The following is a 13,544-nucleotide window of genomic DNA, read 5'->3' as shown; positions in this document are numbered from 1 at the left end:
GCGCGCGGGACTTCAGGCCGGCCGGGTGCCCTGCCAGCCGTCGTGGTGCAGGACCTGGTCCAGGGGCAGCCGCGGGCCCGGACGGAACGTGTCGCGCAGCGGGTGGGCCGTGGGCAGCAGGGCGCCCTGGCGGACCGTGGGCGGCAGGCCCAGCAGGTCGGCGACCTCCTGTTCACGGTCCAGGTGCACCGCCGTCCAGGCGGTGACCAGGCCGCGGCTGCGGGCGGCCAGCGCGTAGCTCCAGGCGGCCGGCAGCAACGACGCCCACAGCCCGGCCTGGTTGCCCGTGGGCAGCCGTCCGCCGGGCACTTCGAGACACGGGATGACCAGGACCGGTACCCGGTGCAGCCGGTCGGCCAGCGCCCGGGCGGAGACGAGGACCGAGCGTACGCCCTCGGGCAGGTCCGCCGGCCGGTCCAGACGGGCGGAGTTGCGTTCGTAGAACGCGGCCCGGTACACCTCGGCGACATCCGCCCGGACACGCGGGTCGGTGACCACGATCCAGCGCCAGTTCTGCCGGTTGTTGCCGCTCGGTGCCTGGAGCGCGATGCTCAGACAGTCCTCGACCAGGGCCGGGTCCACCGCCCGGTCCAGGTCGAGGCCGTACCGCACCGACCGCGTGGTGGTCAGCAACTCCTCGCAGGAGAGGGGGAGTTCGGCGGTCATGGCAGCAGCACCGCCCCGACGGCCAGCGCGAGGTGGGTGGCCACGACGAAAGCGATCGCGGCGGGCACCGGCCACCCGCCGTGGCCGGCGGCCAGGAACCGCCGGGTGCCGTGGGCGGGAAGGACGGCCGCCAGGCAGGGCAGCAGGGCGAGCGGACCGTGCGGGGCGAGCAGCACGACCTCGCAGCCGACGGCGCCGGCCGCGAAGCCCGCGGTCACCGCCGCGGCGCGCCTCGGGCCGAGGGCGGCCGAGTACAGCCGGGCACCCGGTGGCGCTTCCCAGGCGGTCTTGCGCGCGAACTCGAAGTGCAGGAAGACACAGGCGCACAGGGCGAGCAGCACCGCGCCGCGCCAGTCGGCGGTGACGGTCCCCGCGGCGACGAGGGATCCGTAGACATAGCCGCCGAGCAGCAGTTGGACCGGGTAGGTGAACGCCAGGCCGAGCAGGGGCCGTTCGCCCACGGCGGGAACTAGACGTTCCAACGGGGCGAGGAACAGCCCGTATCCGAGGGCCGCGAGAATCAGCAGTGCGTCGGTCGTGGAGCGGGCCGCGTTCAGACCGGTCACCACCACGGTGATCACCGTCATCGCGCCGCGCAGTTCGGCCGCGGTGATCGCGCCGGTGACGAGCGGCCGGTCCGGGTGGTGGACACGGTCGTGGGCGAGGTCCTTCTGTTCGTCCAGCATCCGCAGGAACAACAGGGCCAGTACGACGCTGACGACCCGGATCGCGGTGGCGCCGGAGGGACGCCAGGCCGTGCCGGTCGCGGCCGCCGCCGTGCCCTCCAGGGCGAGGACCCACAGCAGTCCGTAGGTGACGTAGATCTGCGGCCGGAACATGCGCAGCACGAAACGGCCGAGTCGAGCGGGCACATGCCGTCCAGGGCGGGCGGGCAGACGCCGGCCCGGTCGGGCGGGCACGTGCGGGGCGGCGGCGGTGGGCACTGCGGGGACCTTCCGGTGGGGTGCGTCTCGGTTCGGTACGGCCGAACTCATGCGGCCCTGTGGGTGGTCGGGGCCGCCATGGAACGAACCGGTCGGGTGTCCGGGTCGGCGAGCCTGACGCTGGCCTCGGCGGCCAGGGTGCCTGGCTGGCGCAGGGTGCACTCGATGTCGGCGCCCGGCCGGACCGGAGCGGTCCGGCACACCAGCGGCAGATCCATCTCGGCGAAACGCCGGAACCGTGCTCTCAGGGCGACGGGCAACGGGCTGGGTGTGCGGACGGTTCCGGCGGACACACAGGCGCGCAGGGCGAGTTGGCGGAACGCCTCCAGTTCCAGCATGCCGGGCACGTGGTCCACCCAGTGGTCGTAGAGGGTGGGGTGGCTGGTCTCGGCGACCAGGTCCGCCGTGTGGGTGCCGTCGTCCGCGGTGCGCGGCGGGGAGATGACCGTGTTGGCAGGGGTGCGCCGGCCGACGAGTGCGGGCTCGACGTGTGGTCCGCGCAGGGCGACGGGCATGGCCGGAAGGCCGAGCGCGCCGCGCTGTCCGGCCCTCAGACGCGTCCAGTCCTCGGGCGGCATCCAGGAGTAGTCGATGCGGGCCAGCAGGGTCTCGCGGCCGCCGATGGCCAGCGTGAAGCAGAGGCGCAGGCCCCGTACTTCGGCCCGGGTCCGGAACCGCTTCTCGATCCGGGTGACGACGACCGCCTCGGTGGGCCGGTCCTCCCGGGTGAGGGCGGCCGGGTCCGGCACCTCGAACTCGACCGCCCTGAGCAGGAACTTGTGCCCCGGACGGACGCCGAGGCAGCGGTGGGCCACCACGAAGATGCCCTGCCGGCACGCCTCGAAAAGCAGCAAGGGGTCGAGGCGGTCGCCGGGGCCGAGGGTGTCGTCGTAGAAGGCGTGACGGCGGGGGAACCGTGCGGCCAGCAGCATCTCGTTCTCGCCGTGCCGTTCGGCGTCGGTCAGGAAGACCTCCGCGGCCGCGGAGCGGTGGACCAGTTCCTTGGGGAGTGTCCGGGTGAACTGCATGGGCCGCTCCTCAGTTCGCGGTGGCGCGGACGGTGTCCAGGTGAAGGCGCCAGGTGTCGGCGTCGGCTCCGTCCAGCACGGGCGTCCGGCCCGGCTGCCGCATGGGAAGCACCTTCGAGCCGACGATGACGGCGTCCCACGGGTCGAGTTCGATTCCCCGCCGCCAGGCAGTCTCCAGCAGCGTGCGCGGAGTGGCGGAGGGGTCGGCGCCCGGGTGCCGGGACACGGTGTCGCGCAGCCGGGCGACGGCGGGATCGAAGGCGAGGTCCCGGGGCGCGGTCGCGTCGTACAACCGGCCGGTCAGTTCCCGGGCGTGCCCGGTGCGGTCCTCGTCGGCGAGGGCGGAGCGGAACAGACGGTCGCGCTCGCCGTCGTCGAAGTGGACGGCCAACTCGCGCAGGACGTCGGCGGGTTCGTCGGGGGTGTGCACGAGGTTCAGCAAGTAGCTGTAGCGGCCCAGGAGATGACGCAGCTGACCGGGCCGGCGGACGTCAGGGTCCGTGGGTCCCTTGAGCCGGGTGAGTTCGACCGAGGCGGGCACGTCCAGGTCGTGGCGGGGGCGGACGAGGAGCACGAGGGCGTCGGCGTCCTCCAGGAAGAGTGCGGCCAGCCGTCTGCGGTAGGGGGTGGCGAGGTTCCACTGGAAGTACCACAGGGAGCGGATCATGGTGCGGGTCAGCCGGGTGACGGCCGCGCCGACGATCCTGAAGCCCTGCCCGGCCAGCCAGTCCGCGGCCACGTCCAGCCTGCGGGCCACGACGGCGTCGGGCTTGAGGAGCAGCAGCGCGTGCCGGTGGGCGAAGCCGGTGATGTCGCCGGTGAGGGCGGCGAGTTGGTCGTGGCTCTCCTGGTAGTAGGTGTCCGCGCCGTACAGGCGTTGCTTGTCGGGGTGGCAGGTCAGCAGCGGTGAGACGGGTATGCCGTACGAGGGTTCGGTGGGGTGGGCGGGCGTCATCGGTGGGTGCTCCCGTCGGGTCGGGCGGCGGCCGGCTCCTTGCGCGGGGGCGGGCCGAGGTAGCCGGTCGCGAGGCAGTGGTCGAGGAGGCGGCGCAGGTAGGCGTGTGCGCCCGTCGCGGGCGGGCGGTGGCCGAAGGCCTCGGCGTGGGTGGCGTCGAAGCGGACGCGGCGCCGGAAGTAGGGGGCGTACAGGGAGACGACACGGTCGTAGTAGGGGCGTTCACGGCCGGGCAGGGCCGTGGCGGAGAACGCGGACGGGGGGACGAAGCGCGGCACGTGGAGGGACGGGTACTCGGCGAGGACGTCGGACATGTCCCGCAGGGTCAGCTCGTGGCCGACGGCGTGCAGGGTGCGGCCCTCGGTGTCCTGGAACCGGGTGGCGGCCTCGGTCACCAGGTCGGCGACCCGGTCGACCGGGACCAGGTCGAGGACGGCGTCCAGGTGGCCGGGCACGGTGCGGACCAGGCCTCTGGTCAGGACGCGGAGCACGGGGTAGATGGTCTTGAGGTCGCGGACACGGCCGGTGCGGGCGGCGCCGGTGACGATGCTCGGGCGGACCACGGCGACTTGCAGGCCGTCCGCCGCGGCCTTGCGGACGAGGGTCTCCGCGGCCAGCTTGCTCTTCTCGTAGTCGTTGCCGGGGCGCCGGCCGAGGTCGAGTTCGTCCTCGTACGCGGTGCCGTCGCGTTCCCCGCACACGTAGGCGGTGCTGACGTGCACCAGGGGGACACCGCCCGCCAGGGCGACGCCCAGGACGTGCCGGGTGCCCTCGACGTTGACGCGCTCGTACCGTCCCGGTGGCAGTCCGAAGTCGGTGACGGCGGCGCAGTGCACGATCCGGTCGGCGGTGGCGGCGAGCCGCCGGTCGTCGCCGCTCAGCCCGAGGCCGGGGCGGGTGATGTCACCGGTCATCCGGGTGAGGGTGCCCGGACCGGCGGTGAGCTTTCTGCCGTTGTTGCGGACGAGGTCGCCGTTGCGGTGCAGCACCGCCAGCACGGTGTGACCGGCGGCGGTGAGCCGGGCGGTCACCTCTGCGCCCACGAAGCCGCTGGCGCCGGTCAGCAGCACCGTCATCGGGCCGGACACCGCCGGATCGGCCGCCATCGGCTGAGACGTCATCAGATCGGAAGCCGACGTATCGGCTTTCATCGGACCGGAGTTGATCGGATCGGACATCGGTGGATCCTCCGCGCGGAACGTCGGGTGGGATGCTCGGGAGCCCGGCGCCGTCACCGGGCCTGATGGGGCTGGGCCCCGTTGCCGGCCAGCAGGTCGCGGGCCTCTTCGATGGGCAGCTCCGCGCCGAGGTGGGCGCCCATGCGCAGCCAGTCGTGGCCGAGCTGCAGCGTCGCCCGCCAGGTGTGGGCGGAGTCGAACGAGAGCGGGAAGGAGTCGGCACCCACGGCACCCCGCACCAGGCCGATGAAGCGGCGCAGCTCCGCGCGGAGGGCGTCGCCGTCCTCCGCCGAGTCCACGCCCCGCCCCAGCAGCTCCGCGGCGTGCACGCCGATCGGCCGGGTGGCTGCGGGAAGCAGGTCCATACGCCGTACGAGGTCGGCGTCCGCGGGCAGTGGATTGACCCCGTGGGCGCTGAACAGCGCGCGCAGCGCGGCGTGCACGGCGCGGCGCGCGGTGAGTTCGGCCACCCGGTGCTGGCCGCGTCGCAGGGCCCCGGTCAGGTCCTCGACGGCGTTCTCGACCACGACGTTGGACCACACCAGGGCCATGGCGGCGGCGGCGAACCGGTCGGCGGGCAGGGGCATCAGGTCGACCGAGCGGGTTTCGCCGACGGCCGCGCCGCGCACCGACAGCAACGGCTGCGCCGTGGAGGGCGGCGGGGTCACGGGGCCGGGCGGAGCGGCGAGGGGAAGCGCGGGGGTGACGGCGCCGCCGCCCTTCCAGGCGAGGCGGATCAGTCCGTAGCGCAGGAAGACGGCCAACAGCGCTCCGGGGCCGGTGACACCGGTACCGGCGGCCCCGGCCAGCACTTTGGGCAGCGGCCTGCCCAGGACGAGGGAGCGCCAGACGGCCCCGGCGTCGGCGCCGAGGGCGAACACGTCGCGCCGGCCGCGGACGACGTGGATCCGTTCGCCGGTCTGCCAGGTGGTCACCCGGGCCACGCGTTCGACGGTGAGCCGCTCGGGCCGCCGGGGGACCTTGGTGAGTCCGAGGTCCTCGGCGAAGCCGAGGCAGTCGGTCAGGTGGGCCTGGGCGGCATCGGTGTCGCCGGGCCGGACCGCGGCCGATTCGAGCTCCCAGTAGCGGTCGCGTATGTCCGCCCGTCCCGCCCGGTCCAGTTGCATGGACAGCCACTTGGGTTCGAGATAGGTCTCGCCCAGGCCGGCCGCCCAGGACTTGACGCTCTGCACGAGCGCGGCGCGCGTCCAGTCGACCGCCTCTTCGCTCTCGCCGAGGCACTGGAGTGCCATCGCGTGCCGCAGGGACTGCCGGGCCCGGTGCGCCCACCAGTCGGCGGCGATCCGGCGGAAGCGCTCCACGGGCAGCAGCGCCTTCACCTCCTCGATGAGGCTGTGCCCGCGCAGCGGATGGCTGTGCAGCACCCGCTGGCAGCGGTTGAGGAGATCCTCGGAGAGCCGGCCGGGCCGTCCTGCTCCTTGCTCCAGCGCCGTGAACTGGTCGGCGAGCCGGCGCACCGACCGGGTGCGGATCTCCACCCGCCTGCCGTCCACGAACAGCAGCGACGGCATGGTCGGCAGATCGTCGTCCGTGCGGCTCACGAGCAGGAAGTCGATGTCGGAGGAGGGGTTGCCGAACCCCTCCGCTATGGAGCCCTCCAGGGTCACGGCCCGCTCGGTGTCGGGAGGGAGTTCGGCGAGCGACTTGTCGAGCAGGCCCTGCAGCCGTTCCTCGGTGAGGATCACTTGTGTGTCTCCGTTCGGGGGCTGTCCGCGGCGGCCGGGCTGTCGTGCGGCGGGTCGGCGAGTACGGTGACCGTGCCCGCGGCGCCGTCGACCCGAAGCCGGGTGCCGGAGCGGATCTCGGTGGTGGCGCCCTTGACCTGGACGACGGTCGGAATGCCCAGCTCCCTTGCCACGACGGCCACATGGGTCAGCGGGCTGCCCCGTTCGATGACGAGGGCCGCGGCCGAGGAGAGCGCGGTCACCCATCCCGGGTCGGTGCGGTAGGCGAGCAGGATGCCGCCGCCGATGTCGCGCGGGGTGTCGGTGACCACGGCGGGCCCCTCGACGACGCCGGGGCAGCAGGGGACTCCGGTCAGTTCGCGGGCGCCGCTGGGGGCGGCGGGGCCGCTGCTCCAGCCGGCCCGTTCGAGGTTGCCCGACCAGTACGGCGCGCCGTGGGTGGTGAAGCGGGACGGCGCGTGCAGTTCGGCGTCGGCCGCCTGTTGCCGGCGGCGCAGCACGACCAGGTCCCGCAGTTCGGTGTGGGCGATCGTGCCTTCGTAGGCGCCCCGGATCTCCTCCAGGCGCAGCAGGAAGACGTCGTCCCAGGCGTCGACGGCACCGGCTCGCGCAAGATCGCGGCCCAGGGCGCGCAGCATGCGCTTGGCCGCTCCGAAGGCGCGGGTGCGGCAGAACCTGAGCCGTTCCCGGTCGGCGAGGGCGGCACGGGCCTTGCCGCGCACCCGTTCGTACACCAGGCGCCGCGGACGGCTCAGGTGTTCGTCGAGGTAGGCGTCGGCCTCGCCGCCGCGGTCCGGCGTGCCGCCGCCGTCGCCGGTGTCCGGCAGGACTTCACGCAGCAGGGTGAAGACTCCCGCCGGGTTCTCGCGCAGGTCGGGGACCTCCAGCTTGAGTTCGTCGGGGCTGCGGTAGCCGTAGTCGGCGATGTACGCGTCGACGGCCCGCAGGAAGCCGGTGTGACCGGCGTCGGCCAGCGCCTGTCGGGCCTCGGAGTCAGGGGTGCGTTCCAGCAGCGCCAGGATGTCGGCGTCGGCACGCGCCTGCACGGCCAGCTCGCGCAGGGCCCAGACGGGTTCCGCGGACTCGACCGTGTCGCCCGGGGCCGCCGCGGCCCAGATGAACCATTCGGGCGCGGCCGGCAGCCATCTGCGGGTGAGCAGGGCCAGGAGTCCCACGGAGAGCAGGATCGTGGCGTCGAGGGTCTGCATCGGGCCCCATTTTTCGATGAGTTCCCGCTGAAGCCGCCGGAATCGGCGGTAGGTCTCGTCTCCCGGCAGTGCGTCGTAGTCGACATTGTTGAATACCGTGTAAGCGCGATAGAAATCTCGATGAAACGTGTCGACGGACTTTCGGATGGTGAGAAATCTTCCGGCAAAGATGACCGTACGTGTCAGACGTGAGGCATGGCCGCGCAGCCCGGGCCGGGGCGTGAACGGGTGGAGCGTGTCCGCGAGTTCGTCGGGAATACTCTCGGCGACGCCCAGGGATTTCTCCAGGACGCGCCGGTTGAGCGGGTACAACGGGGCGAGACGCACCATGCGGTACCAGTGGAATAGGTTGTAGTAGACCCGTCCGTGGACATAGCCGAGGAGGTACGGGGTCCACTCCCGCACCTCGCGCAGCCGCTCCCCGCGGACGCCCAGGGCTCGGGCGTAACTGTCGTATACCTTCGCGTAGGTGTCGGCGGCGAAGCTGAAGGTGAGCGGGGACACGACACCGCTGAAGCTCTCGATGATGTTGGAGTTGTCCCACAGCCGCAGGTCCTGCCCGGGCTCAGGTGCGGGGCCGGTGGCCGGGGCGAGGGTCGTGACGGGCCGGCTCTGCAGGATCCACAGGGCGTCCTCGTCGATGGCCCACTCGATGTCCTGGGGGGCGCCGTACCGGGCGGTGACGCGGACCCCGGCCGCGTGCAGCCGGGCCAGTCGGGCGGCCGTCAGCACCGGTTGGGCGCGGTCCTCGTGGGCGACGGGTGACACCTGGCAGCCGGGTCCGGATCCGGCGTCGTAGCGCTCCTGTTTGTCGCCGATCACCGTGGTCAGCGGCTCGCCGGTGGCGGCGTCCAGGACGACGGTGTCGGCGTCGACGGCGCCCGAGACCAGCCCCTCCCCCAGTCCGTGGACGGCGCTGACGACGTGCCGGTCGGTGCGCCCGCTCGCCGGATCGGCGGTGAACAGCACCCCGCTGACTTCGGCGGCCACCATGCGCTGCACGATGACGGCGACGCCTCCGGTGTCGATCACCAGCCCGTGGCGCGCGCGGTAGCGCAGGGAGCGTTCGCTGAAGGCCGAGGCCCAGCAGCGGCGGACGTGGGCGACGACCTCGTCGAGGCCGCGGACGTTGAGGAAGCTGTCGAACTGCCCGGCGAACGAGTGGCGTGCGCCGTCCTCCTGCGCACCGGACGACCGGATCGCGACGGCGCCCCCGCCGGCCAGGCCGTAGGCCAGTCCGATGGCGTCGGTGAGGCGGTCGTCGAGCGGAGCGGCCTCGATCAGGCCGGCGATCTCGGCGGCGATCCGGCCCGCTTTCGGCTCCCAGTCGTCGGCGAGCAGCCGCTTCAGGTGCCCGTCGAGGCCACTGCCGCGGCTGAATTCCGCGAATACGTCCAGGCCGATGACCGACCATCGCGGTACTTGAAATCCGGACGCGGTCAGGGTGTGCAGGTTCTTCCCTTTACCACCGGCCCATTCGGTGACAAGGGATTCGTCGCTGGACTGTGTGAGAACGTGCGGGGACCGGTGTTCGGATCCCGTGGTGGGCGACAATGCGTTTCCCCTCCGAGGCTGTTGCTCGACCTCGCTCGAATGTTGCACAGCAGGGCCGGTCGAAAAAACTCCGGCGGGCCGCCGTAGGCGCTTTTCGGTCGTCGTACCTCGTTCACCTTCCGGTGGCGCGCCGCTGTTCAGGGCGAATGCCGGCGGCGCGAAGAGAAACGGGATGATCCGGCCGAAGTGGGTCGGCCCGACGCCGGTCACGGGCCGGCCCGCGGTGGCGGTACGCGGCAGTAACACCGCGTACGTCCCCGTCGTCTCGCCCGTCCTGACGGAGTGAGGGCGCCGGGCCGGAGCAGACCGCCACGCAGACCGTCGGGCTCCACAAAGCCACACGTTCGGACACCGGCAAAGGTCGACCAGAAAGGAAAGCAACAAATATTGACGCAATCGACCAGCGCTTGTAACTTCCGTCTCAGTCGCCAGGCAGCCCTGAACTCGGCTGTCCCGAGGGCGAGTTGTAGCTCCACCCTCCACTCCGGGAGCACACATGCGCAGAAGAAGATCTGCCTCCTCGCGTCTCTTCCCCTCCCCCACGGCCGGGGCGTTACCCCGACTGCGCCACGCCCTGCTGTCCGTCGGAGCCGTCCTCGGCCTCCTGGTGACCGTCCTGGTCGGCATGCCCGGTATCGCTCAGGCCGCGGGTTCCCAGCCCTGCGACATCTACGCCGCCGCGGGCACCCCGTGCGTCGCCGCCCACAGCTCGACACGCGCGCTGTTCTCGGCGTACAACGGCCCGCTGTATCAAGTCACCCGCGTCTCCGACGGCGCGAGCGCCGACATCGGGCTGCTCGCGGCCGGCGGCTACGCGAACGCCGCCCAGCAGGACGGCTTCTGCGCGAACACCACGTGCAGCATCTCGAAGGTGTACGACCAGACGTCCCGCCACAACGACCTGTTCCCCGGCCCCGCGGGCACGGCCGGCATGGGTGCCGACCGGGGTGCGGACGCCGGTGAACTGTCCGTCACAGCGGGCGGCCACAAGGTGTACGGGATCTGGATCTCCCCCGGAGTCGGCTACCGCTCGCACGGCGCCGCGTCCGGCACCGCGGTCAACGGGCAGCCGGAGGGCGCCTACATGGTCGCCAGCGGCACCCACGTCGGCTCCGCCTGCTGCTTCGACTACGGCAACGCCGAGGCCACCCCCGCCGACACCGGCAACGGGCACATGGACGCCGTGTCCATCGCCACCACCTGCTACTTCGCTCCCTGCAGCGGATCCGGCCCCTGGATCGAGGCCGACCTGGAGAACGGCATGTTCCAGGGCGACAACGGCTCCAACACCGCCAACAAGGGCAACAACAGCACGTACGTCACGGCGGTCCTCAAGAACAACGGCCAGACCACCTACGCGCTGAAGGGAGGCAACTCGCAGTCAGGGGGCCTGACCACCTGGTGGGACGGAGCGCTGCCCACACGGGGCGGATACCGGCCGATGCAGCAGGAGGGCGGCATCATCCTGGGCACGGGCGGCGACAACAGCAACTGGAACATGGGAACGTTCTTCGAGGGCGTCATGGTCGCGGGCTATCCGACCGACGCGGCCGAGAACGCCGTCCAGGCGAACATCGTCTCCGTGGGCTACTCGGGCCAGACCAACGTCCCGAACGGTCCGCAGGGCACCATCAGCGGCCCCGGCAGCCAGTGCGTCGACGTCGCCGCGGACGACACCGGGGTGAACGGCGCCGCCGTACAGCTGTGGAACTGCCAGTCGTACGCAGAGGACCAGCACTGGACGCACAACGCCAACGGATCGCTCGGCACCATCGGCCGCTGCCTGGACATCGTCGGCAACGGCACCGCCAACGGCGCCCAGGTCGAGCTGTGGGACTGCAACGGGGTCGGGGGCCAGAAGTGGGTGCAGCGCGCCGACGGTTCGCTGTTCAACCCGCAGTCGGGCCGCTGCCTGGACTCCCCCGACGGCGCCACGGCCAACGGCACCCGCCTGCGGATCTGGGACTGCAACGGCTCCGCCGCGCAGCGGTTCGCGGTCAACGCGGGCGCGCCCGTCACCGGCCCCGGCGGCACCTGCGCCGATGTGGCCGGTGACGACAACGGCTCCAACGCGACCGCCGTTCAGCTCTGGAGCTGCCAGTCGTACGCGGTCGACCAGCACTGGTTCCACAGCTCGGACGGCCGGATGCACACGCTGGGCCGCTGCCTGGACATCATCGGCAACGGCACCGCCAACGGCACCCAGGTCGAACTGTGGGACTGCAACGCGGCCGGCGGTCAGATCTGGCAGCAACAGACCGACGGCTCGCTGCTCAACCCGCAGTCGGGCCGCTGCCTGGACTCCCCCGACGGCGCCACGGCCAACGGCACCCGCCTGCGGATCTGGGACTGCAACGGCTCCGCCGCACAGAAGTTCGCACTGAGCTGACCCCGTCTCACCACCCTTCGGCCCGGCCGGACGCGACGCCCGGCCGGGCCCGCCCTTCGCGGGTCACAGACGGCCCACCCGTCGCGGGTCACGGACGGCCGCCCTTAACCGTTCCCCGGATCCGGCGGGAACGGACCCCGCACCGGCAAGCCGCCCTTGACGCTGTCGGCGCCGTCTGTGGTAATCGGTCTGCATGCCGAAAAACGCCCCGCCGGACGCCGACGACCACGACCGGCCCACCGCGCGGGTACGGCTGTCCACGGCGCTGCGCGACTCCCCGGCCGGCCGGGGATGGCGGCACGGCAAGGACATCGAACTGGGGCAGAGGTCGCTGGGCTTCGCGGCCCTGGGTTTCCTCACGCTGGTGCCCCTCCTGGTCGTCGTCTCCGCCGCCGATCCGGCACACGGGCGGGGCTTCGCACAGTGGCTGGGGGACGGCCTCGGGGTGTCCAGGGCCGCCCGGGACGAGGTCGCGCGGCTGTTCGCCGGGCCCGCGCAGGTACGGCAGACCACGACGGCCTTCGGTCTCGCCGCGCTCGCCGTCTTCGGCCTGAGCTTCGGCGCGGCGGTGCAGACCGGCTACGAGAAGATCTGGGACCTGTCCGCGGCCCGCTGGTACGCCAGATGGCGCCAGGTCCTCTGGCTCGCCGTGCTCATCGGCACCATCTACGTGACCGCGACGACCACGTTGTGGCGCCACTCGGCCGCCGGAACGGTGACCGCGGCACTGAGCGCCGTCCTGTTCTTCTGGTGGTCGCAGTGGATGCTGCTCGGCGGCAGGATCGCCGGGAAGGCCCTCCTGCCCGGCGCCGTCCTGACGGCACTCGGCCTGTTCGGTCTACGGATGTTCTCGCGTCTGGTCTTCTCGCCCCTGATCGCCTCCAGCACCGTCAACTACGGTCCTTTCGGCACCGTCCTGGTCGTCCAGTCCTGGCTGGTCGGTGTCGGCGTCGTCGTCTTCGGCGGCGCACTGGTGGGGCGGCTGGCGCACGAGGAGATCATCACCGCGGTGGAGACCCTTCTGCGCCGGGCGCGGCATCGTAGACGGTGAGTCCGGGTGGCCCTCCTCGAACTCCGGCTCCCGCCCGGTCAGACGGGCTCGCGGAGCGGGCCGGTGACCTCCTTGCCCGGCGGGGATGCCGGGGACGGCTCCCGGTCCCAGCGCAGGGCGAGGATCGTGGCCGGGACCGCGATCAGGGCCCAGAGGAGCACGGCCATGACCACAGCCGTCCAGGTGTCCCAGAAATGACCGGCGCAGAAGGCCGCGACAAGCGGCACGGCCACCACGCCCACGGGCTTGGCCCTGCCGAACGGGACCCGGGGAACGACGGGGCGCCCGGTGGCTAGGCAGCGGGCCCGGCGGGCGCTGCCGAACGCGGCGATGAAGGCCAGGGCCGCCGACCAGACGACGACCAGGGCGGCTCCGGTGAACACGGTGGGGTCCTCGTCCGGCAGTCCCGCGAGCCTCTCGCGCACCGCGCCCTGGCGGACGGAGACCACGTCGTTCCGCCACGTGGTGACGTCCACCCGCTCCCCCGGCTGGACGAGTTCGGAGAGGTCGCCGTACGCGTCGAGGTCGATGGACTGATCGGCGGAGGCGGGAACCGGCGGCCGCAGTCGCACGCGGAAGACCTTCGTCCTGCCGCTCTTGACCGTCCGGGCGGACAGGACCGTGCCCCGGATCGTGCGCAGGCAGCCGGCACCGTCGTCCCGTGCCTGGGCTTCACCGGCGCACGGCCGGGCGTCGCGGAAGGCCGCCTCCGTGGCGACCTTTCCGGGGACGTACAGGCTCGGCCCCACGGCCACCGCCGACAGGGCCAGTCCGAGCAGCGCCCACGCCGCCGCGCGCCACCACTCCTTTCGGATCGGCGCCGCGATCCACCGGTCCGTCGTCCGCACAGCCACTCCCGTGTCTC

General features: G+C 72.4%; 10 protein-coding genes. 2 read left to right on the top strand and 8 right to left on the bottom strand.

The features are described from left to right. Positions 1 to 12 precede the first annotated feature (12 nt). The 7 genes from OG780_RS40200 to OG780_RS40170 all read right to left on the bottom strand — a co-directional run bounded on the left by OG780_RS40200 (position 13) and on the right by OG780_RS40170 (position 9,239). Positions 13 to 666 carry a nitroreductase family protein gene (locus OG780_RS40200; RefSeq protein WP_328456723.1) on the bottom strand — a complete coding sequence of 218 codons (654 nt, stop codon included), beginning with the start codon at positions 664 to 666 and terminating at the stop codon, positions 13 to 15. Further along, the gene (locus OG780_RS40195) at positions 663 to 1,538 is read right to left on the bottom strand and encodes a hypothetical protein (protein ID WP_328456721.1); all 876 of its coding nucleotides are present in this window, start codon (positions 1,536 to 1,538) and stop codon (positions 663 to 665) included. The genes OG780_RS40200 and OG780_RS40195 overlap by 4 nt, the downstream gene beginning before the upstream one ends. Before the next feature lie 119 nt (positions 1,539 to 1,657). Further along, positions 1,658 to 2,638 carry a ScbA/BarX family gamma-butyrolactone biosynthesis protein gene (locus OG780_RS40190; protein WP_328456719.1) on the bottom strand — a complete coding sequence of 327 codons (981 nt, stop codon included), beginning with the start codon at positions 2,636 to 2,638 and terminating at the stop codon, positions 1,658 to 1,660. Positions 2,639 to 2,648: 10 nt separating this feature from the next. Further along, entirely contained in the window at positions 2,649 to 3,593 is a 945-nt protein-coding gene (locus tag OG780_RS40185) for a nucleoside-diphosphate kinase (RefSeq protein WP_328456717.1), read from the bottom strand. Then, positions 3,590 to 4,771 (bottom strand): SDR family oxidoreductase, encoded by a 1,182-nt coding sequence (locus OG780_RS40180; RefSeq protein ID WP_328456715.1) that lies wholly within the window; start codon positions 4,769 to 4,771, stop codon positions 3,590 to 3,592. Before OG780_RS40180 ends, OG780_RS40185 begins: the two co-directional genes overlap by 4 nt. 53 nt (positions 4,772 to 4,824) lie before the next feature. Further along, the gene (locus tag OG780_RS40175) at positions 4,825 to 6,477 is read right to left on the bottom strand and encodes a hypothetical protein (protein WP_328456713.1); all 1,653 of its coding nucleotides are present in this window, start codon (positions 6,475 to 6,477) and stop codon (positions 4,825 to 4,827) included. Beyond that, the gene (locus tag OG780_RS40170) at positions 6,474 to 9,239 is read right to left on the bottom strand and encodes a phosphoenolpyruvate synthase (protein ID WP_328456711.1); all 2,766 of its coding nucleotides are present in this window, start codon (positions 9,237 to 9,239) and stop codon (positions 6,474 to 6,476) included. Before OG780_RS40170 ends, OG780_RS40175 begins: the two co-directional genes overlap by 4 nt. Positions 9,240 to 9,735: 496 nt before the next feature. Here OG780_RS40170 and OG780_RS40165 point away from each other — a divergent pair, with 496 nt between their 5' ends. Both OG780_RS40165 and OG780_RS40160 read left to right on the top strand, forming a co-directional pair. After that, positions 9,736 to 11,628, top strand: a complete 1,893-nt coding sequence (locus tag OG780_RS40165) for an arabinofuranosidase catalytic domain-containing protein (RefSeq protein ID WP_328456709.1) — start codon at positions 9,736 to 9,738, stop codon at positions 11,626 to 11,628. A gap of 193 nt (positions 11,629 to 11,821) precedes the next feature. Next, positions 11,822 to 12,679 (top strand): ribonuclease BN, encoded by an 858-nt coding sequence (locus OG780_RS40160; protein WP_328456707.1) that lies wholly within the window; start codon positions 11,822 to 11,824, stop codon positions 12,677 to 12,679. A gap of 38 nt (positions 12,680 to 12,717) precedes the next feature. On the opposite strand, the gene OG780_RS40155 is transcribed toward OG780_RS40160, so the two are convergent. Next, complete coding sequence (locus tag OG780_RS40155) at positions 12,718 to 13,533, bottom strand: hypothetical protein (protein WP_328456705.1); 816 nt, start codon at positions 13,531 to 13,533, stop codon at positions 12,718 to 12,720. Between the last annotated feature and the right edge of the window lie 11 nt (positions 13,534 to 13,544).

Source organism: Streptomyces sp. NBC_00386 (assembly GCF_036063235.1).
Taxonomy (GTDB): domain Bacteria; phylum Actinomycetota; class Actinomycetes; order Streptomycetales; family Streptomycetaceae; genus Streptomyces.
Note: the sequence above shows the minus strand (reverse complement) of the source record. Positions and strands in the feature narration are given on the sequence as shown.

Bases quoted from the DNA above. Each gene is read 5' to 3' on its own strand.
- OG780_RS40160 (WP_328456707.1), top strand. From the start codon at position 11,822: ATGCCGAAAAACGCCCCGCCGGACGCCGACGACCACGACCGGCCCACC.
- OG780_RS40180 (WP_328456715.1), bottom strand. From the start codon at position 4,771: ATGTCCGATCCGATCAACTCCGGTCCGATGAAAGCCGATACGTCGGCT.
- OG780_RS40200 (WP_328456723.1), bottom strand. From the start codon at position 666: ATGACCGCCGAACTCCCCCTCTCCTGCGAGGAGTTGCTGACCACCACG.
- OG780_RS40165 (WP_328456709.1), top strand. From the start codon at position 9,736: ATGCGCAGAAGAAGATCTGCCTCCTCGCGTCTCTTCCCCTCCCCCACG.
- OG780_RS40190 (WP_328456719.1), bottom strand. From the start codon at position 2,638: ATGCAGTTCACCCGGACACTCCCCAAGGAACTGGTCCACCGCTCCGCG.
- OG780_RS40185 (WP_328456717.1), bottom strand. From the start codon at position 3,593: ATGACGCCCGCCCACCCCACCGAACCCTCGTACGGCATACCCGTCTCA.